Source organism: Cellulomonas denverensis, assembly GCF_012396125.1.
Lineage (GTDB): Bacteria > Actinomycetota > Actinomycetes > Actinomycetales > Cellulomonadaceae > Cellulomonas > Cellulomonas denverensis.
The window spans coordinates 249,887-270,482 of the sequence record NZ_JAAXOX010000001.1 but is presented as its reverse complement, the minus strand read 5'-3'; the positions used below and the strand labels follow the sequence as shown (position 1 = coordinate 270,482).

At 73.4% G+C, this 20,596-nt stretch carries 20 protein-coding genes and 1 tRNA gene; 12 read left to right on the top strand and 9 right to left on the bottom strand.

The window, feature by feature from the left end:
- The first annotated feature begins 49 nt into the window (after positions 1–49).
- From HGA03_RS19505 to HGA03_RS01195, 8 genes are all read left to right on the top strand, one after another.
- Positions 50–1,249 (top strand): sensor histidine kinase, encoded by a 1,200-nt coding sequence (locus HGA03_RS19505; RefSeq protein ID WP_168628396.1) that lies wholly within the window; start codon positions 50–52, stop codon positions 1,247–1,249.
- 8 nt (positions 1,250–1,257) lie between these two features.
- On the top strand, positions 1,258–1,926 hold the full coding sequence (locus HGA03_RS01225) for a response regulator (RefSeq protein ID WP_168628863.1): 669 nt from the start codon (positions 1,258–1,260) through the stop codon (positions 1,924–1,926).
- An 84-nt stretch (positions 1,927–2,010) separates the two neighbouring features.
- Positions 2,011–2,763 (top strand): ABC transporter ATP-binding protein, encoded by a 753-nt coding sequence (locus HGA03_RS01220; RefSeq protein WP_168628395.1) that lies wholly within the window; start codon positions 2,011–2,013, stop codon positions 2,761–2,763.
- On the top strand, positions 2,760–4,625 hold the full coding sequence (locus HGA03_RS01215; RefSeq protein WP_168628394.1) for an FtsX-like permease family protein: 1,866 nt from the start codon (positions 2,760–2,762) through the stop codon (positions 4,623–4,625). Before HGA03_RS01220 ends, HGA03_RS01215 begins: the two co-directional genes overlap by 4 nt.
- 45 nt (positions 4,626–4,670) lie before the next feature.
- Positions 4,671–5,996 (top strand): sensor histidine kinase, encoded by a 1,326-nt coding sequence (locus HGA03_RS01210; RefSeq protein ID WP_168628393.1) that lies wholly within the window; start codon positions 4,671–4,673, stop codon positions 5,994–5,996.
- Positions 5,993–6,664: a response regulator gene (locus HGA03_RS01205; protein WP_168628392.1), complete on the top strand. Its 672-nt coding sequence runs from the start codon at positions 5,993–5,995 to the stop codon at positions 6,662–6,664. The genes HGA03_RS01210 and HGA03_RS01205 overlap by 4 nt, the downstream gene beginning before the upstream one ends.
- A 144-nt stretch (positions 6,665–6,808) precedes the next feature.
- Positions 6,809–7,720 carry an ABC transporter ATP-binding protein gene (locus HGA03_RS01200; RefSeq protein ID WP_168628391.1) on the top strand — a complete coding sequence of 304 codons (912 nt, stop codon included), beginning with the start codon at positions 6,809–6,811 and terminating at the stop codon, positions 7,718–7,720.
- The gene (locus HGA03_RS01195; RefSeq protein WP_168628390.1) at positions 7,717–8,835 is read left to right on the top strand and encodes an ABC transporter permease; all 1,119 of its coding nucleotides are present in this window, start codon (positions 7,717–7,719) and stop codon (positions 8,833–8,835) included. The genes HGA03_RS01200 and HGA03_RS01195 overlap by 4 nt, the downstream gene beginning before the upstream one ends.
- Before the next feature lie 67 nt (positions 8,836–8,902).
- Here HGA03_RS01195 and HGA03_RS01190 read toward each other — a convergent pair whose 3' ends face one another.
- Entirely contained in the window at positions 8,903–9,406 is a 504-nt protein-coding gene (locus tag HGA03_RS01190; protein WP_168628389.1) for a MarR family winged helix-turn-helix transcriptional regulator, read from the bottom strand.
- Between the two features lie 9 nt (positions 9,407–9,415).
- A complete protein-coding gene (locus HGA03_RS01185; protein ID WP_168628862.1) occupies positions 9,416–10,018 on the bottom strand; it encodes a TetR/AcrR family transcriptional regulator in 603 nt (200 codons plus the stop codon).
- Positions 10,019–10,151: 133 nt separating this feature from the next.
- Here HGA03_RS01185 and HGA03_RS01180 point away from each other — a divergent pair.
- Positions 10,152–10,223, top strand: a tRNA-Gln gene (locus HGA03_RS01180).
- 43 nt (positions 10,224–10,266) lie between these two features.
- Here HGA03_RS01180 and HGA03_RS01175 read toward each other — a convergent pair.
- The 7 genes from HGA03_RS01175 to HGA03_RS01145 form a co-directional block, all read right to left on the bottom strand.
- Positions 10,267–10,761 (bottom strand): Lsr2 family DNA-binding protein, encoded by a 495-nt coding sequence (locus HGA03_RS01175; RefSeq protein WP_168628388.1) that lies wholly within the window; start codon positions 10,759–10,761, stop codon positions 10,267–10,269.
- A 217-nt stretch (positions 10,762–10,978) separates the two neighbouring features.
- On the bottom strand, positions 10,979–12,616 hold the full coding sequence (locus HGA03_RS01170; RefSeq protein WP_168628387.1) for a SulP family inorganic anion transporter: 1,638 nt from the start codon (positions 12,614–12,616) through the stop codon (positions 10,979–10,981).
- The gene (locus HGA03_RS01165) at positions 12,613–12,966 is read right to left on the bottom strand and encodes an ArsR/SmtB family transcription factor (RefSeq protein WP_168628386.1); all 354 of its coding nucleotides are present in this window, start codon (positions 12,964–12,966) and stop codon (positions 12,613–12,615) included. The genes HGA03_RS01170 and HGA03_RS01165 overlap by 4 nt, the downstream gene beginning before the upstream one ends.
- Before the next feature lie 69 nt (positions 12,967–13,035).
- Positions 13,036–14,496 carry a C4-dicarboxylate transporter DctA gene (gene dctA, locus HGA03_RS01160; protein WP_168628385.1) on the bottom strand — a complete coding sequence of 487 codons (1,461 nt, stop codon included), beginning with the start codon at positions 14,494–14,496 and terminating at the stop codon, positions 13,036–13,038.
- A gap of 128 nt (positions 14,497–14,624) precedes the next feature.
- On the bottom strand, positions 14,625–15,596 hold the full coding sequence (locus HGA03_RS01155; protein WP_168628384.1) for a HAMP domain-containing sensor histidine kinase: 972 nt from the start codon (positions 15,594–15,596) through the stop codon (positions 14,625–14,627).
- A 2-nt stretch (positions 15,597–15,598) separates the two neighbouring features.
- The gene (locus HGA03_RS01150) at positions 15,599–16,279 is read right to left on the bottom strand and encodes a response regulator transcription factor (protein WP_168628383.1); all 681 of its coding nucleotides are present in this window, start codon (positions 16,277–16,279) and stop codon (positions 15,599–15,601) included.
- A 122-nt stretch (positions 16,280–16,401) separates the two neighbouring features.
- Positions 16,402–16,821, bottom strand: a complete 420-nt coding sequence (locus HGA03_RS01145; RefSeq protein ID WP_168628382.1) for a VOC family protein — start codon at positions 16,819–16,821, stop codon at positions 16,402–16,404.
- A 205-nt stretch (positions 16,822–17,026) separates the two neighbouring features.
- Between HGA03_RS01145 and glmU the strand changes: the two genes are divergently transcribed.
- The 3 genes from glmU (at position 17,027) to HGA03_RS01130 (ending at position 20,484) form a co-directional block, all read left to right on the top strand.
- Positions 17,027–18,664, top strand: coding sequence for a bifunctional UDP-N-acetylglucosamine diphosphorylase/glucosamine-1-phosphate N-acetyltransferase GlmU (gene glmU, locus HGA03_RS01140; protein ID WP_203767177.1), 1,638 nt, complete (start codon positions 17,027–17,029; stop codon positions 18,662–18,664).
- On the top strand, positions 18,661–19,644 hold the full coding sequence (locus HGA03_RS01135; RefSeq protein WP_168628380.1) for a ribose-phosphate diphosphokinase: 984 nt from the start codon (positions 18,661–18,663) through the stop codon (positions 19,642–19,644). Before glmU ends, HGA03_RS01135 begins: the two co-directional genes overlap by 4 nt.
- 252 nt (positions 19,645–19,896) lie before the next feature.
- Positions 19,897–20,484 (top strand): 50S ribosomal protein L25/general stress protein Ctc, encoded by a 588-nt coding sequence (locus tag HGA03_RS01130; protein ID WP_168628379.1) that lies wholly within the window; start codon positions 19,897–19,899, stop codon positions 20,482–20,484.
- Positions 20,485–20,596 lie beyond the last annotated feature (112 nt).

Below are 20,596 nucleotides of genomic sequence, written 5' to 3'. Positions count from 1 at the left end.
TACGGACTCACGGTGACCGCCCCGCCCCCGCAGTGGGACGATGCGCCCCGTGACCACCACCCCCCGCCCGAGCCGCACCGACCTGCTGGTCGCCGCGGTGACCTGGGTCGTGGTCGTGGCCCTGCTGGCCGCCCTGCCGGTGCTGGAGCAGGCGGAGCCGATGGACCCGGCCGATCCGTTGATGGCGCCGCGGGTGGGGTCCGGGCCGTGGTGGGCGGTGCTGGCGGCGCTGAGCGTGCAGGCGGTGGTGCTGGCCTGGGCGCGGCTGCGGCCGGTGCCGGTGTTGCTGGTGGTCGCCGGGGTGACGGTGCCGATGGGGCTGGCCGGTCCGGAGGGGGCGGCGGGTCTGGTGACGCTGGCCCCCGCGGTCGCGGTGTACCGGGCGACGGTGGTGCGGCCGCGGTTGCGGTGGTCGCTGGTGGCGGTGGCGGTGCTGCTGGCACTCTCCCGGGCGCTCGCAGACGGCTGGTCGCTGCTGTCGGTGGGGATGGGGCTGGGCCAGGGGGTGGCCGCGGTGCTGCTCGGCTGGGTGCCGGGGCTGATCGTCGGGTCGCGGCGGGCGGTGAAGGAGGCGCAGGCGGGGGAGTTGCGCGCGCTGGAGCGGGAGCGGGACGCCCTGGTCCGGACGGCGGTGGCGACCGAGCGGACCGCGATGGCCCGGGAGCTGCACGACATCGCCGCCCATCACCTGTCCGGGATCGCCCTGATGGCCTCGGCGATCGACCGGCAGCTGGAGTCCGACCCGGCGGCGGCGCGGGAAGGATTGCACCAGGTGCGGGAGCAGAGCCGGGTGGTGCTGACCGATCTGCGGCGGCTGGTCGGCCTGCTGCGGGAGGACGATCCGGCGGAGACGAGCGCGTGGAGCCTGGCGTCGGTGCCGGGGCTGGTGCGCGAGCCGGTGATGCTGCGGGTGTGGCGGGGTGACCGGGAGCTGGGTGCCGGGGTCGGGCCGCTGGCGCAGCTGGCCGGGTACCGGATGGTGCAGGAATCGCTGGCCAATGCCCGGTCACACGCGCCGGGTGCGGCGTGCGTGGTCGAGGTCGACGACCGGGACGGCGCCGCGTGCGTGCTGACGGTGACCAACGGTCCGCCGAGCGCCCCGCCGGTTCTGTCGGACGGCGGCGGGCACGGGCTGCGCGGGATGGCCGAGCGGGCGGAGCTGGTCGGCGGCGATCTGCGGTACGGCCCGACCGCCGAGGGCGGCTGGCAGGTGTGGCTGCGGCTGCCACGGGAGAGGGGAGCGGCATGAGCGAGCAGATGACCCGGGTCCTGATCGCGGACGACCAGCCGCTGGTGCGTGCCGGGCTGGCCACCCTGATCGGCGCGGAACCGGATCTGGTGGTGGTGGGCGCCGCCGCGGATGGGGACGAGGCGGTCCGGCTGGCGGCCGAGCTGCGGCCGGACGTGGTCTGCCTGGACGTGCGGATGCCGGGTCGGGACGGGATCAGCGTGGCGCGCCAGCTGTGCGGACCGGAGGCCGATCAGCCGGTGCCGGTGCTGGTGCTGACCACCTTCGACCTGGATGAGTACGTCTTCGGCGCGCTGGAGGCCGGGGCGTCCGGGTTCCTGCTGAAGGACGCCGAACCGGAGCAGATCGTGCACGCGGTGCGGGAGGTCGCCGCGGGCCGGGGCACCCTGGACCAGACCCTGACCCACCGGGTGCTGCGCGAGTTCGCGCACCGCCGGCGGCTGCAACCGGTCGCCCTGGATCGCGGCACCGAGCTGTTGACCGCCCGGGAGCGGGACATCCTGCTGCTGCTGGCGCAGGGGATGTCGAACGAGGAGATCGCCGCCCGGCTGGTGGTGGAGGTGTCCACGGTGAAGTCGCACCTGGCCCGGATGATGCCGAAGCTCGGGGTGCGCTCGCGGTTGCAGGCGGTGGTCTGGGCCTACCAGAACCGGATCGTGACGGTGCCCGAGGACTGACCGCTTGCATCGAAGGATGCAGGTCGCCGGGTTCCATCGCGGGCGTCTGGAGCGAGACCCTCGCCGATTCCTAGCGTCGATGCCATGACGACGACGACCACTCCCACCTCCACCGCCTCGGCGGTCCGCCTGCACGAGGTCCGGCGCAGTTACCCCAACGGCGCGGGCACGATCGACGCCCTGGCCGGGGTGTCCCTGACCCTCGCGGCCGGGTCCTTCACCGCGGTGATGGGCCCGTCCGGTTCCGGGAAGTCCACCCTGCTGAACTGCGCCGCCGGGCTGGACCGGCCGACCGCGGGGCAGGTGCTGATCGGCGACGCGGACCTGACCGCGCTGTCCCCGGATGCGGTCACCCGGCTGCGGCGGGACCGGATCGGCTTCGTGTTCCAGGCCTACAACCTGATCGGGCACCTGACGGTGGCCGAGAACGTCGCGCTGCCGCTGCTGCTCGGCGGCCGGGAGCCGGACCCGGAGCTGCGGGCCTGGCTGATGGCGGCGGTGGGCCTGGTCGGGATGGAATACCGGCTGCCCGGTGAACTGTCCGGCGGTCAGGCCCAGCGGGTGGCGATCGCCCGGGCGCTGATCACCCGGCCCGCGGTGGTGTTCGCCGACGAGCCGACCGGTGCGCTGGACTCGCAGACCGGCGCCCAGGTGCTCGCCGTGCTGCGGGACACCGCCTCGGCGCTCGGCCAGACCCTGGTGCTGGTCACGCACGATCCGCAGGTCGCTGCGGCCGCGGACCGGGTGCTGTTCCTGGCCGACGGCCGGCTGGCCGGACACCTCGACACTCCCACCGCGGCCCAGGTGACCGCCCGGATGATCGAGCTGGCCCGATGAGCGCCGTGTGGTCCTCGGCCCGGTCCGCGGTGCGGGTGCACCGGTGGTCGCTGGCCGGCAGCGCCCTGGTGGTCGCCCTGGCCGCCGCGCTGCTGACCGCCACCGGTGCCTGGGTGGAGGCGGGCATCCGGCTGGCCGCGGGCTCCGCCGATCCGGCCGCGAGCACGCTGATCACGGTGTCCTCGTCCTTCGCCGGGACCGCGGTGCTGATCGCGCTGTTCGTGGTCGCCTCCACGGTGGCCGCGGCGTTGCGGCCCCGGGCCCGGGAGTTCGCGCTGCTGCGGGCGGTGGGGGCGACCACCCGGCAGGTGCGGCAGATGGTCACCGCGGAGGTGCTGTTGCTGTTCGCGGTCGCGGCGCCGGCCGGGGTGCTGCCCGGACTGTTCCTGGCACCGCTGCTCGGCGGACCGCTCGCCGACGGGGGTGTGCTCACGCCGGGCTTCGACCTGGGGCTGTCGCCGTGGCCGGTGCTCGCCACCCTGGCCCTGCTGGTGCCGGTGGCGATCGGTGCGGCGCGGCTGGCCGGGCGGGAGAGCGCGCGGCTGAGTCCGGCCGGGGCGGTGCGGTCGTCCGCGGTCGAACCGGCGGGGCTGTCCCGTGGCCGCCGGATCGCGGCGGTGGTGCTGGCGGCGGTGGGCCTCGGCCTGGCGCTGGTGCCGTTCGTGCTGCCGGGGCTGATGGGCAGCGCGGCGGCGACGGTGTCCGCGATCGTGCTGATCATCGCGGTCGCGCTGCTCGGGCCGGCGCTGATCGGCTGGGTGGCCCGGCACGCGCTCGCGGCGGGCGTCCCGGGGGCGACCTCGACCCTGGCGCTGACCAATGCCCGGGGGTTCTCCCGGCGGCTGACCGGGGCGGTGGTGCCGCTGATGCTGCTGTTGGCCCTCGGCACCGTGCAGTCCGGCGCGAACCTGGCGATCCTGGACGGCACCGAGCGGCAGGTGGCCGAGTCGCTGGACGCCGACCTGGTGCTCACCGGCGACCCGGCCGCCCTGGACCGGGTGGCGGCCCTGCCCGGGGTGACCGCCGGGCAGACCGCGCTGCTGGCGGCCCAGGTGCGGGTGGACCAGGACGAGACCTTCCTGTCCTGGGAGTCGCTCACGCTGCGCACCGTGCCCGAGCAGGGCGACCTGATCGACCCGGGTGTGCGCTCCGGCGACCTGGCCGACCTGGCGCAGGCCGGGACGATCGCGGTGAGCCGGGAGGCCGCCTTCGAGGGGATGGCCACGATCGGCGACCCGATCGGGGTCCGGGTGGACGGGGTGCAGACCGACCTGACCGTGGTGGCGGTGTACGAGCGCGGGCTGGGGCTGGGCGACTACCTGATCGGGTCCGCCACCGCCGCCGCACTGGGCGGTGAGCCGAGCGCGTCCACCCTGCTGCTGCGGCTGAACGAGGTGCCGGAGTCCACGGTGCGCGCCGCCGCCGGCGGGCTGACCGTGACCGATGTGCCGGGGTACGCGGCGGAGATCCGGGCGTCGGCGAGCGGGCAGCAGGGCCTGTCCTCGGCGCTGCTGTTCGCCCTGCTGGCCTTCGTCGGGGTGGCGGCGGCGAACACCCTGGCGATGCTGATCGGGTCCCGGCGCGGGGAGTTCGCCCTGCTGCACCGCACTGGCGCCACCCGGCGGCAGCTGCTCGGGATGGTCGCCGCCGAGTCCGGCCTGCTGACCGGGGTCGCACTGCTCGCCGGGATCGCGTGCGTGCTGCCGGCACTGGCCGGGGTGGCGCAGGGGATGTCGGGGGTGCCGGTGCCGGTGTTCGACGGCGGGGTGCTGGCGGTGCTGGCGGCGGTGGTGGTGCTGATCGGGGTGCCGCTGCCCCTGCTGGTCGCCCTCCGGGTCACCTCATCGGGTGTCCGGGCCTGAGTGGTGGGTCCCAGGTAGCACCCACTCATCGCTAGCGTGGGCGCCGTGCGAGCCCTCACCCGCCCGGACCCGCCGTCCACCCCGAACCCGGATGACCCCCGGTGGCGCCGTGCTGCCCCCACCCCGGAGCAACTGCGCTCGGACCTGCTGATCGCGGCGGTGCTGTTCATCGGGGCGGTGCTGGACCTGGCGCTCTGGCAGGTGGTGGGGCTCTACGACGATCCGGCGTCCGGGCCGGTGGCGGTGGCCTGCCTGGTGGCCACGGTGCTGCCGCTGGCCTTCCGCCGCCGCTGGCCGTCCGCGGTGGCCGTGATCGTCGGCATGATGTTCGTGATCACGGTGAGCCTGCAGGTCTCCGAGACGCTGTTCATCAACATCGCGCTGTTCATGGCGCTGTACACCGTGGGCGCCTGGGAGAGCCGGCGGACGGTGGCGTTCTGGGTCCGCGCGGCGGTGGTCACCGGGATGGCGGTCTGGCTGCTGGTGACGATCTTCCAGTCCGTGACCGACCCGGACGCGATCCCGGGGCTGTCCCGGGCCGGCGCGTTCTCCCCGATGGCCGCCTACCTGATGAGCCAGGTGCTGACCAACATGCTCTACTTCTCCGGCGCCTGGTACTTCGGCGACCATGCCTGGAACGCGGCGCGGGACCGGGCCCGGACCCGGTGGCGCGGACGGCAGCTGGTCACCGAGCGCCGGATGGTGGAGGAACAGGCGGTCTCCCTGGAGCGGCTGCGGCTGGCGCGCGAACTGCACGACGCGGTCGCACACCACGTCTCGCTGATGGGGGTGCAGGCCGCCGCCGCCCGGGTGCAGCTGGCGCTGGACGCCGACGGTGCGACCCGGTCGCTGGAACAGGTGGAGGACTCGGCCCGGGCGGCGATCGTGGAGCTGCAGGGGGTGCTCGGCACCCTGCGGGAGGCCGGGGTGGCCGAACGTCCGGCGCCGGCCGTCGGGTCGATGACCGTGGAGCAGCTGCCCACCCTGGTGGCCCAGTCGACCGAGGCCGGGGTGACCGCGACCTTCCAGGTGATCGGCGATCCGCAACCGCTGCCGCCGCTGCTGTCGCTGAACCTGTACCGGATCGCCCAGGAGGCGCTGACCAACACCCGCAAGCACGCCGGTGAGGGCGCGCGGGCGGACGTCCGGCTGCGCTACGACGACGACGCGGTGGAGCTGGAGGTCACCGACGACGGCGGCGGGATGAGCCGGCGGGCGCGGCTCGGCGGTGCCGGGCTGGGCCAGGTCGGGATGCGCGAGCGGGCTGCGGCGGACGGCGGCACCCTGGTGGCCGGGCCCCGCGGACGCGGTGGATATCTGGTGCGGGCGCGGGTGCCGCTGGCCGCCATGCGGGAGAGGGACGACCGATGACCGGGATCCGGGTGCTGCTGGCCGACGACCAGGCGCTGCTGCGGGCCGCGCTGGCCACGATCCTGGACGCCTCGCCGGATCTGACCGTGGTCGGTCAGGCCTCCACCGGGCGCGAGGCGGTGCGGCTGGCCCACGAGCTGCGGCCGGACGTGGTGTGCATGGACGTGCAGATGCCCGAGCTGGACGGCATCGAGGCCACCCGGCTGATCCGGTCCGATCCCGAGCTGGACTGTGCGGTGCTGGTGCTGACCACCTTCAACCGGGAGGACTACCTGGTGCAGGCGCTCACCGCCGGGGCGTCCGGGTTCCTGCTGAAGAACTCCCGGCCGGAGCAACTGGCGGATGCGGTGCGGGCGGTGGCGGCCGGTGACGCGCTGCTGTCGCCGGAGGTGACCCGCTCGGTGATCTCCCGGGCGATGGGCTCGGCCGGGGTGATCGCCGGCCCGGAGCCGTGCCCGGGCAGTGCGGTGGTCGAGCAGCTGACGGACCGGGAGGCCGAGGTGCTCCGCCTGGTGGCTCGCGGGCTCAGCAATGACGAGATCGCCGCCGAGCTGGTGCTGGGCCGGGCGACGGTGAAGACCCACGTGTCCAACGTGCTCACCAAGCTCGGTCTGCGCGACCGGGTGCAGGCAGTGGTCTTCGCCTATCGCAAGGGCCTGGCGGACTGACCGGTCTGAGTACTCCACCTCCACCCCGCGACGGAGGTCACCCGCTGGGAGGACCCGCGCGAATCAGTCCTGCGCCGGAGGTGCCGGGCACCCCTCGGGCCCTACCGTCGTGCGCATCACCCATCACGACGACAGGAGTTCAGCGTGCTCCAGCTGAGCGGCATCCACCGATCCTTCGGGGACCGGCTGGTCCTCGACGACGTGGGCTTCACCGTCCAGCGCGGCAAGCTCACCGGGTTCGTGGGCGGCAACGGTGCCGGCAAGACCACCACCATGCGGATCATCCTCGGGGTGCTGTCCGCCGACTCCGGCACCGTCACCATGGACGGTCAGCCGCTCGGCGACGAGCAGCGCCGCAGCTTCGGGTACATGCCCGAGGAGCGGGGTCTCTACCCGAAGATGAAGATCGTCGACCAGATCGCCTACCTGGCTCGGTTGCACGGCTTCGACAAGCGCACCGCCACCGACCGGGCGACCGACCTGCTCACCCGGCTCGGGCTGGGCGAGCGGCTGCACGACCCGGTGGAGGACCTGTCGCTGGGCAACCAGCAGCGCGCCCAGATCGCCGCGTCCCTGGTGCACGACCCCGAGGTGCTGATCCTGGACGAGCCGTTCTCCGGGCTGGACCCGATGGCGGTGGACGTGGTGCTCAACGTGCTCAGCGAGTACGCGGCGCGCGGCGTCCCGGTGCTGTTCAGCTCGCACCAGCTGGATGTGGTCGAGCGGCTGTGCGACGACGTCGTGGTGATCGCCAAGGGCCAGATCCGGGCGTCCGGTGGCCGGGAGGAACTGCGCGAGCGCTACGCCGAGCCCCGGTACGAGATCACGTCGGCCGGCGACATGGGCTGGCTGCGCAGCCGGCCGGGGGTCTCGGTGGTGGAGTTCGACGGCGGCTACGCCATGTTCGACGCCGACGAGGCCACCGCCCAGCAGGTGCTGCGCACGGCGATGGACGCCGCCCCGGTGCAGTCCTTCAGCCCGGTGCGCCCGCGCCTGGCCGAGATCTTCCGCGACATCGTCACCGACGAGGTGCGCCACGAGGAGGCCGTCCGATGAGCACCCCCACCCCGCAGCGCCCGGCCACCCCGAGCATGCTGCAGAGCACCATGCTGGTGGCCGAACGCGAGGTCACCACCCAGATCCGCAGCAAGGCGTTCGTCATCTCGACCGTGATCATGCTGGTGGTGATCCTGGCCGGGATCATCCTGTCCAGCGTGTTCGGCGACAAGCTCGGCTCGACCACCACGGTCGCCGTGGTGCCGGCCACCGCGGAACTCGTCGACGGACTGGACGGCATCGAGGCGGTGGACGCCACCGACGAGGCGGAGGCCCGCCGGCTGGTGGAGGACGAGGAGGCGTCCGCGGCGCTGCTGCCCGAGGCGCCGAGCGATGACAACCCGCTCGGCCTGCTGGTGGTGGGCAACGAGTCCGCGCCGCAGAACCTGGTCAGCGCCCTCGCGGTCACCCCGCCGGTGGAGCTGCTGAACGAGCCCTCCACCAGTGAGGGGCTGCGCTACCTGATCGCCCTCGCCTTCGGCATGGTGTTCATGCTCGCCTCGATGACCTTCGGCAGCACGATCGCGCAGAACACCGTGCAGGAGAAGCAGTCCCGGATCGTGGAGATCCTGCTGTCCGCCGTGCCGCCGCGCGCTCTGCTGGCCGGCAAGGTGGTGGGCAACAGCATCCTGGCGCTGGGCCAGACCGCCGCGATCGCCGCCGTCGCCGTGATCGGCCTGGTGGTCACCGGGCAGGACGACATCCTCGGCCTGGTCGGGGCGCCGATCGCCTGGTTCGTGGTGTTCTTCCTGATCGGGTTCGTGCTGCTGGCCGCGATGTTCGCCGCCGCCGCCTCGCTGGTCTCCCGCACCGAGGACACCGGGGCGGTGCTCGCCCCGGTGATGTACCTGATCATGATCCCGTACTTCCTGGTGATCTTCTTCAACTCGAACGAGACCGTGCTCGCGGTGATGAGCTACGTCCCGTTCAGCGCCCCGGTCGGGATGCCGGTCCGGCTGTTCCTCGGCACCGCCGCCTGGTGGGAGCCGCTGCTGTCCCTGGTGATCCTGGCGATCTCGGCCTGGATCGTGACCGGGATCGGCGCCCGGATCTACGAGCGGTCGGTGCTGCGCACCGGTCGCCGGGTCAAGCTGAGCGAGGCGCTCAAGGGCTGACCACCGGCCCATCCGATCGCGGCCGGTCGTCCCGGGAGGGGGCGGCCGGCCGCTGTCGTGGGGCCGGTCAGGAGTCGAAGGGCAGCACCAGCGTGCGCAGCAGGTCGGCCAGGCGCTCGCGATCCGCCTCCGGCAGGTCGGCCAGCAGGTCGCGCTCGATGTCCAGCAGGCTGGTCATCGCCGCGTCCACCCGGGCCAGGCCGTCGTCGGTCAGGCTGACCAGCACCCCCCGGCGGTCGTCGGGGGAGGGCAGCCGCCGCACCAGCGACCGGGCGGCCAGCCGGTCGATCCGGTTGGTCATCGTCCCGCTGGTTACCAGAGTCTGGGTCAGCAGCGCGCCCGGCGACAGGCGGTAGGGCGCCCCCGCGCGGCGCAGCGCCGACAGCACGTCGAACTCCCACGGCTCCAGCCGGTGCAGCGCGAACGCCCGCCGCCGCGCCAGGTCCAGGTGCCGGGACAACCGGGTCACCCGGGACAGCACGGTCAGCGGCGTGACATCCAGATCCGGGCGCTCGCGCGCCCAGGCGTCGACGATCCGGTCGACCTCGTCCACCGCCTGCTCCTCGGGCATGCGGTGAGGTTACTCGTGCTGGTCGGACAGCCGCGGACGCCGTTCCAGGCCGGACAGCCCGTTCCACGCCAGGTTCACCAGGTTGGCCGCCACGTCGGTCTTGGTCAGCGAGCGCGAGTCCAGCCAGTGCTGCCCGGTCAGTGCCACCATCCCGACCAGCATCTGCGCGTAGATCGGCGCCGTGCGCGGGTCCAGGTGCGACTTGAGGAACTGGTCGGCCAGCAGGTGCTCCACCTGGGTCGCCACGTCGCCGATCAGACTGGAGAACGTCCCGGTGGCCTGCGCGACCGGCGAGTCCCGGACCAGGATCCGGAAGCCGTCCTCGTTGTCCTCGATGTAGCCCAGCAGCGCCAGCGCCGAGCGCTCCACCAGCACCCGCGGGTGGTGGCCCTTCTCCAGCGCACCGTTCAGCGCGTCGGTCAGCGCCCGGATCTCCCGGTCCACCACCACCGCGTAGATGCCCTCCTTGCCGCCGAAGTGCTCGTACACCACCGGCTTGGACACCTCGGCCCGGGCCGCGATCTCCTCGACCGACGTGCCCTCGAAGCCCTTCTCGGCGAACAGCGTGCGGCTGACGTCCAGCAACTGCTCACGCCGTTCGGCCGCGGTCATCCGCGCCTTGGTCGCCCGGGTGCCGCGGCGGGGTTCTGTGGCCATCCGGACATCCTCTCAGGCTTCGCCCCGGCGTGGAACGGCCCCCTGGCCTGGCACACTGGGGACGCACATCCGCCACCCGGGTGTGCGGTCCGCCCTGGTGTAATGGCAGCACGCAGGCCTTTGGTGCCTTGAGGTCCGGGTTCGAATCCTGGGGGCGGAGCCCGGCGTTCCCGGCATCGGCCGACGCGCGGGGGAGCGCCGGGTCAGGAGCCTGACCGGCGGCCCACCGCGCACAGCATGGGCGAGATCTGACCGGCGCGCGCGGTCTGCTGATCGGCGAGATACGCCGCGACCACCCTGCGGGGAAGCTGGCCGCGATCGGCCACCGTCAGTCCCTGCCGCCGCGCCCAGGACCGCACCTCCGCCGGGGTGGCCTCGGGTGTGCCGTCCGGGCCCGGGGCGGTGGGCGGCATGCCCTGGGCGAGGGCGAGGAGCTCCTGCATGGTGTCGGGGCTCAACGGCACCGTGGCATGGCCGCCGGTGCCCGGGCAGCGCACCCGGAGCAGCACCGTCGACGTCCTGCCACCGGACGAGGCATCGGACACCACCTGGAACGGGACCGCGGGCAGGTCCTGCTCGGGCAGACCGGGGCCGCCGGGGTCGGTGTCGGGAAAACACCCCGGCGCCGTGCCGTGCTGGCCTTCCGGCGCACATGCGAACGGCAGTGGCCGGGTGCTCGGCCGGAGTTCGGCGTTCATCGGCTCTCCTGTGGCGACGACTCGGGTACGGGCGTCGCAGTCGACTCGTGGCCCCCTGGCCAACGCTCACCGGTCGCGATTTTACCCGCTCGGGATCGGCGTACCGGGATCCGCGATCCGGACACAAAGGTGGGTGCGGGCCGGGCCGATGACCCGAATCGCCCGGCTGGTGGTCCCGTTCCAGGTGAGGGCGCTGGCGCTCGTGGGCCTGCTGTTCTCAGCGGGCCACCCGGCCGGTGACCTGCCGCCCGCTGCGCACCGCCGCCGCCAGGTCGTCGAACAGGTGCGACTCGTCCTGGAGTGCGGAGATCACCCCGACCCGCCGGGCGAGGGCGACATGGCGGTCCTGCAGCCCCTTGACCAGGACGGTGATGCCGCGGCGTTCCAGGCCGACGATCAACTCGTGCAGCACCCGGGCGCCGGTGGCGTCCAGCACCTGCACGCCGGACAGCCGCAGGATGACGACATCGACGTCCTGGATCGACGCGACCCGCTCCAGCACCCGCTCCGCCGCGGCGAAGAACAGCGAACCCTCGATCCGGAACAGCGCGATGTGCTCGTCGCCGGGCTGGGCCGGTCCGGGCAGCTCCTCGCGGTGCACGCCTGCGGCCCGGGCCAGCGCGCGCAGGCTGATCACCGCGGCCACCGCGATCCCGATCCCGACCGCGTAGATCAGGTCGACGCTGATCGTGATGAGTGCGGACAGGGCGAACAGCAGCGCGGCTGCCCGGGTCGCCATCAGCACCGAGCGCACCACCGAGATCGAGACCATCCGGGCCGCGGTCACCATCAGCACCCCGGCGAGTGCGGCCAGCGGGATCCGGGAGACCACGCTCCCGGCCGCCACCACGACGATGAACAGGAACACGGCGTGCACCACGGCGGCCAGCCGGGTGCGGGCGCCGGAGCGCACGTTGACCGCGGTGCGGGCGATCGCGCCGGTGGCGGGCATCCCGCCGAAGAATCCGGCGGCGATCGAGGCGAGGCCCTGGCCGACCAGTTCCCGGTCGCCGTCGTAGGGGCCGGTGTCCGAGTGGGTGGCGGCCACCCGGGCGGACAGCAGCGACTCGATCGCGGCCAGCGCGGCGACGGTCAGGGCCGGGGCGATCAGCTCGCGCACCAGCGGGAGGTCCACCGACGGCAGCGCGGGCAGCGGCAGGCCGGCCGGCAGCTCGCCGATCGTGGACAGCGGCAGGTCGGCGACCACCGCGACCGCGGTGACCAGCACGATCGCGATCAACGACCCGGGCAGTGCCGGGTGCACCCGGGGTGCCAGCAGCATGACGGCGGCGACGACGCCGACCGCCCCGAGCGACCACGCGGCGTCCGGCCAGGAGACCTCACCGAGCACCTGCCAGGCCGCGAGCAGCGCATTCGCATCGTGCCCGGCGGCGGGCACCCCGAGGGCGGCCGGCACCTGCTGCAGGAAGATGATCACGGCGATCCCGAGCGTGAAGCCCTCGATCACCGGCCACGGGATCAGCGCGACCGCCCGGCCCAGGCGCAGCACCCCGGCCAGGACCACCACGATCCCGGCCAGCAGGCAGACCGGCCCGAGCACCCCGGTGCCATGGGTGGCCACCACCGGGGCGAGGACCACCACCATCGCGCCGGTCGGCCCGGAGACCTGGACGTGCGATCCGCCGAAGATCGCGGCGACCAGCCCGGCGACCACGGCGGTGACCAGTCCGGCCTCGGCGCCCGCCCCGGAGCTGACCCCGAACGCCAGCGCGAGTGGCAGGGCGACCACCCCGACGGTCAGCCCGGCGACCAGATCCCGGCGCCACGAGGTCCGCAGCTGGCTGTAGTCCGCCCAGGACGGCAGCAGGTCGCGCAGGTGCCCGAGCGCGCTCACCGCGGGCTCGTCGCCGGCGCGGACGCCCGGTGTTCGGCGAGCTGCTGCTGTGCGGTGCCGAGGATCTCCCCGAGCAGGTCCCGCGAGACGTGCAGCAGCTCGGCGACCCGATCGGAGGCCAGCCGGTAGTGCACCGTGCTGCCCCGCCGCTCGGATGCCACCAGCTGGTACCGGCGCAGCACGGCCAGGTGCTGGGACAGGTGCGAGGACTCCAGCCCGGTCTCCGACAACAGGGTGGAGACCGGCAGTTCACCGCCCTCGGCGAGCAGTTCGAGCACCCGGATCCGCACCGGGTGGGCCAGGCCCTTGAACAGATCGGCCTTGACCTCGCTGAGCGGTCGGGGGTCCATCGCACTCCTACTTCATGGATTGATGAAGTCATCATATGGCGGACGATGGACCCCCTGTCGCGTGTCCGGTTACTGGGCGCCCCCCGGTCGCGCCGGGTCCTCGGCCCGCTCCCCGGGCATCTGCCCGGTCGCCGCGAACTCCCGGGCGAACTCCTCCGAGGTGGCCAGCTCCCGGTCCAGTGCGTTCAGGTCCACCGGGGTGTGCCGCCGCATCAGGTCGTCGACGTCCACGCTGCCCGGGTCGGCGAGCACCGTCCGGAGCTGGTCGCGGTCCAGGTCGCCGGTCCACCGGGCGATCACCAGGGTGCCGAGCCCGTTGCCGGCGAGGTTGGTCAGGGCGCGGCCCTCGGACATGAACCGGTCGACGCCGACGATCAGCGCGATGCCCGCGACCGGGATCACCGAGTCGAAGGCGGTCAGCGAGGCGGCCAGGGTGACCAGGCCGGCGCCGGAGACCCCGGCGGCGCCGTTGGAGGAGATCAGCATGAACACCAGCAGCGCGATCTGGGTGCCGATCGGCACGTCGATGCCGAAGGCCTGGGCGATGAACAGCGCGCCCATCGCCATGTAGATCGCGGTGCCGTCCAGGTTGAAGGAGTAGCCGGTGGGGATGGTCATGCCGACCACGTGCTTGGGCACCCCGGCGGCCTCCATCTTGCGCATCAGCCGGGGCAGGACGGTCTCCGAGGAGGAGGTGCCGAGCACGATCAGCAGTTCGTCGCGGATGTAGCGCAGGTACCGGAACACCGAGAACCCGGCGAGCCGGCAGATCGGGCCGAGCACCAGGATCACGAACAGCAGGCAGGTCAGCCAGAACGACCCGATGAACCCGGCCAGTGAGCCGAGGATCGCCGACCCGTTGGTGCCGATGGTGAACGCGATCCCGCCGAACGCGCCGAGCGGGGCGACCCACATCACCAGCCGGATGACGCCGAACATCACGTGCGCGAAGGTGTCCATCAGCCCGACCAGCGGCTTGGCCTGCTCGCCCATCGCGGTGATCGCCACCGCCACCAGGATCGCGATCAGCAGCACCTGGAGCAGCTGGCCGTCGACGAAGGCGCTGACGAAGGAGGTCGGCACCAGGTTGAGCGCGAAGGAGGTCATGCCCTCGCCGCCGGCCTCGGAGGCGGTGGCCAGAGTGGCCTCCGCGCCGGAGGTGTCGAAGGAGGCCAGGTCCAGGCCGAGTCCCGCGCCGGGCTTGAGGACGTTGACCACGACCAGGCCGATCGCCAGGGCGAACACGGTGGTGATGTTGAAGTAGAGCACCGTGCGCAGGGCGAGCCCGCCGGCCCGGGCCAGGTTCCCCATCTGGGCGATCCCGACCACGATGGTGGCGAAGATGGTCGGCGCGATCACCACCTTGACCAGTTTGATGAACAGGTCGGCGAGCCACTTGGTCTGGGCGGCCACCTCGGGGGCGGCCAGGCCGAGGGTGATGCCGGCCGCGATGCCGACCAGCACCCAGAAGTAGAGGTGGTGGAAGAACCGCTTGCGCTTCTTCGGAGCCGTCGTGGGGAGATGGACCATGTCGCACCGTCTCGTCGTCGTTGATCGCCCGGACACTTCGGAGAGGGGTGGCGCGACCGTAGGGATGTGACTGGCGTCACATCCAGCGATCACCGGCAGACTTGAGACTGCCCTGACACGGGCGCCGGTCAGCCCTGGTCGGCGCGGCGCAGGGTCAGCACCACCCGCAGGCCGTGTGGCCGGGCGGGTTCGAGGGTGAGGCTGCCCCCGGCCGCGGTCATCGCGTCGGCCAGGATGGCCAGCCCGAGGCCGGTGCCGCCGGTGCTCCGGTGCCGGTCCGCCCGCCAGGACCGGTACAGCGCCGACACCCGCTCCTGCGCGGACAGCCCGGCGCCGTCGTCGGTCACCACCACCCGCACCTGCTCCGGCCCGGCCGGCACCGCCGCGATCCGGACCCGGGTGCCGCCGGACAGCCGGGCGGCATTGCTGAGCAGCTCGTCCAGTGCGGCGCCCAGGCCACCCGCCGGGGAGTGCACCGGGCCGGTCACGCCGCCGTCGGTGATCTCCAGGGTGAGGCCGGCCGGGTCGAGCAGCGCCTGCCAGGTCGGTCGTCCGGCGCGCAGCACGTCGGCGGGGCACTCCCGGTCGCCGGCGACCGGTGCCAGGCCGGTGCCGTCCCGCAGCGAGGACAGGGTGGCCGCCATCCGGTCCACGACCTCGATCGCCTCGGCCCGCAGGTCATCGCCGGGGCCGGGTGCCAGGTCGTCCAGGATCAGGCGCAGCACGGCGAGCGGGTTGCCGAGCTGGTGGGCGGCGTCCTGGACGAAGGTGCGCCGGCGCAGCTCGGCCCGCTCGACCTGCTCGACCATCGCGTTGAACCCGGCGGCCAGCTCGCGCAGCTCCGGCGGGCCGTGGTCGGCGTCCACCCGCACCGCCAGGTCGCCGGACCGGACCCGGTGCGCGGTGCGGTCCAGCTCGCGCACCGGGCGCAGCACCCAGGCGGTGACCCAGGGGACCCCGGCGAGCAGCACCGCCGCCACCGCCAGCAGCAGCACCGCGTCCCGGACCGCCCCCGGGGAACCGTCCCACCACCGGACCACCGCGGCCACGACCAGCACAGCCAATACCGGCAGCAGCAGGACGCCCAACCGGCGGCGCACGGTCAGCCGTCCCCGGGGTCGAGCCGGTAGCCGATCCCACGTGCGGTGACGATGGTGACCCGGCCGGCGAGCTTGCGCCGCAGCGTGGCGATGTGGGTGTCCAGCGTGCGGCTGTTGCCCTCCCAGACGGTCTGCCAGACCTGGTCCAGCAGGCGCTCGCGGGTGACGGTGCGCCCGGCGTGCCGGACCAGGACGTCGAGCAGGTCGAACTCCCGGCGGGTCAGGCTCAGGTCCTCGCCGTCGAAGCGGGCCCGCCGGGCCGCGGGGTCGACCTCCAGGCCACCCGCCCGGTGCACCCGCTCGGGGTGCTCGCCGTCCCGCACCAGGCGGACCCGGCGCAGCACGGCCTCGATCCGGGCGACCAGCTCCGCGGCGCCGAACGGTTTGACCAGGTAGTCGTCGGCGCCGGCCCGCAGGCCCTGCACCCGTTCGGCCTCCGAGCCGCGGGCGGTCACCGCGAGCACGGCGGTGCCCGGGCGGCCGCGCAGGTCGCGCACCACCGCGAGGCCGTCGCCGTCCGCCAGGCCGAGGTCGACCAGCACCACGGCGAACCGGACCTGGGCCAGAGCCAGGCGCGCCTCGGTGACGCCGCGGGCGTGCTCGGTCGGATAGCCGTGCGAACGCAGCGCCCGGCTCAGAGCACGCGCGAGGCGGTCATCGTCCTCGACGACGAGCACGCGCATGTCCGCAGGTTAGGGAGCCGGCCGGGCGCACGGGGGTGACCGGTGGCGTGTGGGGCCGGATGCCCGAGGTGCCGGGGCGGGTTTTGGGTGGCGACCGGCCCGGCACTGAGCGGTGGCCGCGGTCAGGACCCGACGAACAGGCAGAACGGGTGCCCGGCCGGATCGGCGAACACCCGCAACGGCTCCTGCGGATCGTCGGAGCGGTCGAACAACAGCCGGGCGCCCAGGTCGATCGCCCGCTGCCCGTGCCGGTCCAGCTCCTCGATGCCGGCCACGGTGATGTCCAGGTGCAGCTGCTGGGGGACCTGTGCGCCGGGCCAGGTGGAGGCCGGCAGATCGGGCACATACTGGAAGGCCAGCGGGAACGCGCCGGTGAGCACCAGCCAGTCCTGGCCGTTCGGGTCCGGGTCGCCGGGGGCCGGCGGTTCGTCGCCCGGCCGGTAGTGCAGGCCGAGCAGTTCCCGGTAGAACTCGGCGAGCGCGCGTGGGTCGGTGGTGTCCAGCACGGTCTGCACCACGGTGGGGTAGGTCGCATCGGCCATGACCAGGTCCTCCGCTCGGGACCTCGCTCCGCGGCGAGCGGGGTCGGGACGTCCATGGTCACCTAGGTGTGCCGGCCCGGCGCGGGGGAGCCGCCCGAAGCGCGCCGAGCGGTCCGGTCGCGGCGGTAGAGTGCGTGAACGCACGCCATCCCACTCCCGTTCGGCCGTACCGGTCCGCGGGAAGAATCGACGGGAGCACCCACAGGTGACCACCCCCCGCCCCGCTGCGGTCGTGGTCCTCGCCGCAGGCGAGGGCACCCGGATGAAGTCGTCCACCCCCAAGGTCCTGCACACCCTCGCCGGCCGGAGCATGCTCGGGCACGCGCTCGCCGCGGCCGGTTCGCTGGAACCGGTCCGCACCGCGGTGGTGGTCCGGCACGAGCGTGACCGGGTCGCCGAGCACGCGCGCTCGCTGGACTCGGCGGTGCTGATCGCCGACCAGGACGAGGTCCCGGGCACCGGCCGCGCCGTGCAGTGCGCGCTGTCCGTGCTGGACTCCGCCGCCCAGGCCGATGCCGCCTCCCGCACCGACGGTCCGGGCGAGCCCGGTTCCGCCGCCGGGGTGCTGGTGCAGGGCCCGGTGGTGGTGCTGGCCGGGGACATCCCGCTGCTGGACGGCGCCACGCTGGCCGAGCTGCTGGCCGCGCATGCCGCCGACGGCAATGCCGTGACCGTCCTGACCACCGAGGTGCCCGAGCCGACCGGGTACGGCCGGATCGTCCGCGGCGCCGACGGTGACGTCGAGGCGATCGTGGAGGAGAAGGACGCCACCGCCGAGCAGCGGGCGATCCAGGAGATCAACTCCTCGGTGTACGTCTTCGACGCGGCGGTGCTGCGCGGGGCGTTCGGCCGGCTCACCCGGGACAACGCCCAGGGCGAGGTCTACCTGACCGACGTGATCGGGATCGCCCGGGGCGACGGCGGCCGGGTGCGGGCGCTGCGCACCGACGACCCGGTGCTGGTCGAGGGCGTCAACGACCGGGCCCAGCTCGCGGTGCTCCGCGCCGAGCTGAACCGCCGGATCCTGGACGACTGGATGCGCGAGGGCGTGACCGTCGTGGACCCGGCGACCACCTGGGTGGACGTCGACGTGGAGCTGGCCCGGGACGTGACCCTGCTGCCCGGCACCCAGCTGCACGGCGCCACCAGCATCGGCGAGGGCGCCACCATCGGCCCGGACACCACCCTGACCGACGTCGAGGTGCACGACCGGGCGACCGTGATCCGTACCCACGGGTCGCTGGCCGTGATCGGCGAGGACGCCCTGGTCGGGCCGTTCGCCTACCTGCGCCCGGGCACCGTGCTCGGCGAGCGCGGCAAGATCGGCACCTTCGTGGAGACCAAGAACGCCGAGATCGGCGCCGGGTCCAAGGTGCCGCACCTGTCCTATGTCGGGGACGCCACGATCGGCGTGGAGACGAACATCGGCGCCGCCAGCGTGTTCGTCAACTACGACGGCGTGCGCAAGCACCGCACCACCATCGGCTCCTACGCCCGGACCGGGTCGGACAACATGTTCGTCGCCCCGGTGACCGTCGGCGACGGCGCCTACACCGGTGCGGGCTCGGTCATCCGGCACGACGTGCCCTCCGGGGCCCTGGCGGTCAGCGCCGGGTCGCAGCGCAACATCGAGGGCTGGGTGGTCCGCAACCGGGCCGGCACCCCCGCCGCCGAGGCCGCTGCCGCCGCGGTCGACCCCGAGGCGGGGCTGTCGCCGCAGGCGCGTGCCGAGCGGGAGCGGGCCGGCCAGGCCGCCAGCACCCAGGCGCCCACCCCGCCGCCGGACCTGCCGCAGCCCACCCGCACGCCGCACCACACCGCCACGGAGGACAACGCACGATGACTGGGTCGATCGAGCAGACCGAGGAGAAGCGCCTCGTCCTGGTCTCCGGGCGGGCGCACCCCGAGCTGGCCACCGCGGTGGCGGAGAGCCTGGACACCGAGCTGCTGCCCACCACGGCGTACGACTTCGCCAACGGTGAGATCTACGTCCGGTTCGCCGAGTCGGTGCGCGGGGCGGACGTGTTCGCCCTGCAGAGCCACGCCGCGTCGATCAACCAGTGGGTGATGGAGCACCTGCTGATGGTGGACGCACTCAAGCGGGCCTCGGCCAAGACCATCACCGTGATCGCCCCGTTCTACGGCTACGCCCGGCAGGACAAGAAGCACCGCGGCCGCGAGCCGATCTCGGCCCGGCTGATGGCGGACCTGTTCAAGACCGCGGGCGCCGACCGGCTGATGAGCGTCGACCTGCACGCCGCACAGATCCAGGGCTTCTTCGACGGGCCGGTGGACCACCTGTGGGCGATGCCGATCCTGACCGAGTACGTGCGGACCCGGGTCGAGGTGCAGAACGTCACCGTGGTGTCCCCGGACGCCGGCCGGATCCGGGTCGCCGAGCTCTGGGCGCAGAAACTCGGCGGTGGCCCGCTGGCCTTCGTGCACAAGTCGCGGGACATCAACCAGCCGAACAAGACCGTGGCGAACCGGGTGGTCGGTGACGTCGAGGGCCGCACCTGTGTGCTGGTCGACGACCTGATCGACACCGCCGGCACCATCACCGGCGCGGTCCGGGTGCTGCTGGACGCCGGCGCCAAGGACGTGATCGTCGCCGCCACCCACGGTGTGCTCTCCGACCCGGCCGCCGACCGGCTGCAGCAGTGCGGCGCGCGTGAGGTGATCGTGACCGACACCCTGCCGATCCCGGAGGAGCACCGGTTCCCGAAGCTGACCGTGCTGTCGATCGCCCCGCTGCTCGCCCGGGCGATCCGCGAGGTCTTCGACGACGGGTCGGTGACCTCGCTGTTCGACGGCCGCGCCTGATCGATCGCGATGCCCCGTCCCCGCTGGGGGGCGGGGCATCGGCGTGTCCAGCCCCGGTTTCGTCCCCGGCGCGGCACCGGGTAAGATCGGCGGGTTGCCTCGGCGAGGGACGCGGGGGATTCGGGCTTCGGGCCGGACCGCCGCTCCGTGATCGACAGGGCGGACGCCTCCGTGTGCGCCGTTCGTCGTGCCGCGTCGAGGCCACCGTCGTCCGTCGTCGCCCGCCACCCAGCGTCTGCACCAGGAGTCATCGTGTCTGAGGTCAAGCTCGTCGCCACCACCCGTTCCGAGTTCGGCAAGGGCGCCGCCCGCCGGCTGCGCCGGGCCAACCAGATCCCCGCCGTGCTCTACGGCCACGGCACCGACCCGGTGCACGTCTCGCTGCCGGGCCACGCGACCATGATGGCGCTGAAGCAGGCCAACGCCCTGTTCACCATCGAGCTGGACGGCAAGGACACCCTGGCGATCGCCAAGGACGTGCAGCGCGACGTGGTGCGCCAGATCATCGAGCACGTCGACCTGCTGATCGTGAAGAAGGGCGAGAAGGTCTCCGTCGAGGTCCCGGTGACCATCGTCGGCGAGTCCGCCCCGGGCACCATCCACGTGGTGGAGACCCAGAACGTCGAGCTCGAGGCGGAGGCGACCCACCTGCCGCAGCACGTCGAGGTCGACATCACCGGCCTGGAGGCGGGCGCCTCGGTCTCCGCCGCCGACCTGACGCTGCCGAAGGGCGCCTCGCTGGTGACCGACGGCGAGATCGTGATGGTCGTCATCTCCGTGCCGCGCTCCGAGGCCTCCGCCGACGACGAAGCCGCCGAGGGCGAGACCGCCGCGGAGTGACCTCCCCCGGCGTGTGCTGACGCGCCGACGACGCTGGGACGCCCGGTACCGTGCAGGTGCCGGGCGTCCGGCGTGTCCGGACCCGATCGACGAACGTGAACGACGGAGCAGT

Coding starts and splice junctions, on each gene's coding strand:
- HGA03_RS01135 (WP_168628380.1), top strand. CDS start 18,661: ATGACTGGGTCGATCGAGCAGACCGAGGAGAAGCGCCTCGTCCTGGTC.
- HGA03_RS01190 (WP_168628389.1), bottom strand. CDS start 9,406: ATGCCCGAGGAGCAGGCGGTGGACGAGGTCGACCGGATCGTCGACGCC.
- HGA03_RS01215 (WP_168628394.1), top strand. CDS start 2,760: ATGAGCGCCGTGTGGTCCTCGGCCCGGTCCGCGGTGCGGGTGCACCGG.
- HGA03_RS01195 (WP_168628390.1), top strand. CDS start 7,717: ATGAGCACCCCCACCCCGCAGCGCCCGGCCACCCCGAGCATGCTGCAG.
- HGA03_RS01175 (WP_168628388.1), bottom strand. CDS start 10,761: ATGAACGCCGAACTCCGGCCGAGCACCCGGCCACTGCCGTTCGCATGT.
- HGA03_RS01205 (WP_168628392.1), top strand. CDS start 5,993: ATGACCGGGATCCGGGTGCTGCTGGCCGACGACCAGGCGCTGCTGCGG.
- HGA03_RS01185 (WP_168628862.1), bottom strand. CDS start 10,018: ATGACCGCGGCCGAACGGCGTGAGCAGTTGCTGGACGTCAGCCGCACG.
- HGA03_RS01145 (WP_168628382.1), bottom strand. CDS start 16,821: ATGGCCGATGCGACCTACCCCACCGTGGTGCAGACCGTGCTGGACACC.
- HGA03_RS01220 (WP_168628395.1), top strand. CDS start 2,011: ATGACGACGACGACCACTCCCACCTCCACCGCCTCGGCGGTCCGCCTG.
- dctA (WP_168628385.1), bottom strand. CDS start 14,496: ATGGTCCATCTCCCCACGACGGCTCCGAAGAAGCGCAAGCGGTTCTTC.
- HGA03_RS01225 (WP_168628863.1), top strand. CDS start 1,258: ATGACCCGGGTCCTGATCGCGGACGACCAGCCGCTGGTGCGTGCCGGG.
- HGA03_RS01150 (WP_168628383.1), bottom strand. CDS start 16,279: ATGCGCGTGCTCGTCGTCGAGGACGATGACCGCCTCGCGCGTGCTCTG.
- HGA03_RS01165 (WP_168628386.1), bottom strand. CDS start 12,966: ATGGACCCCCGACCGCTCAGCGAGGTCAAGGCCGATCTGTTCAAGGGC.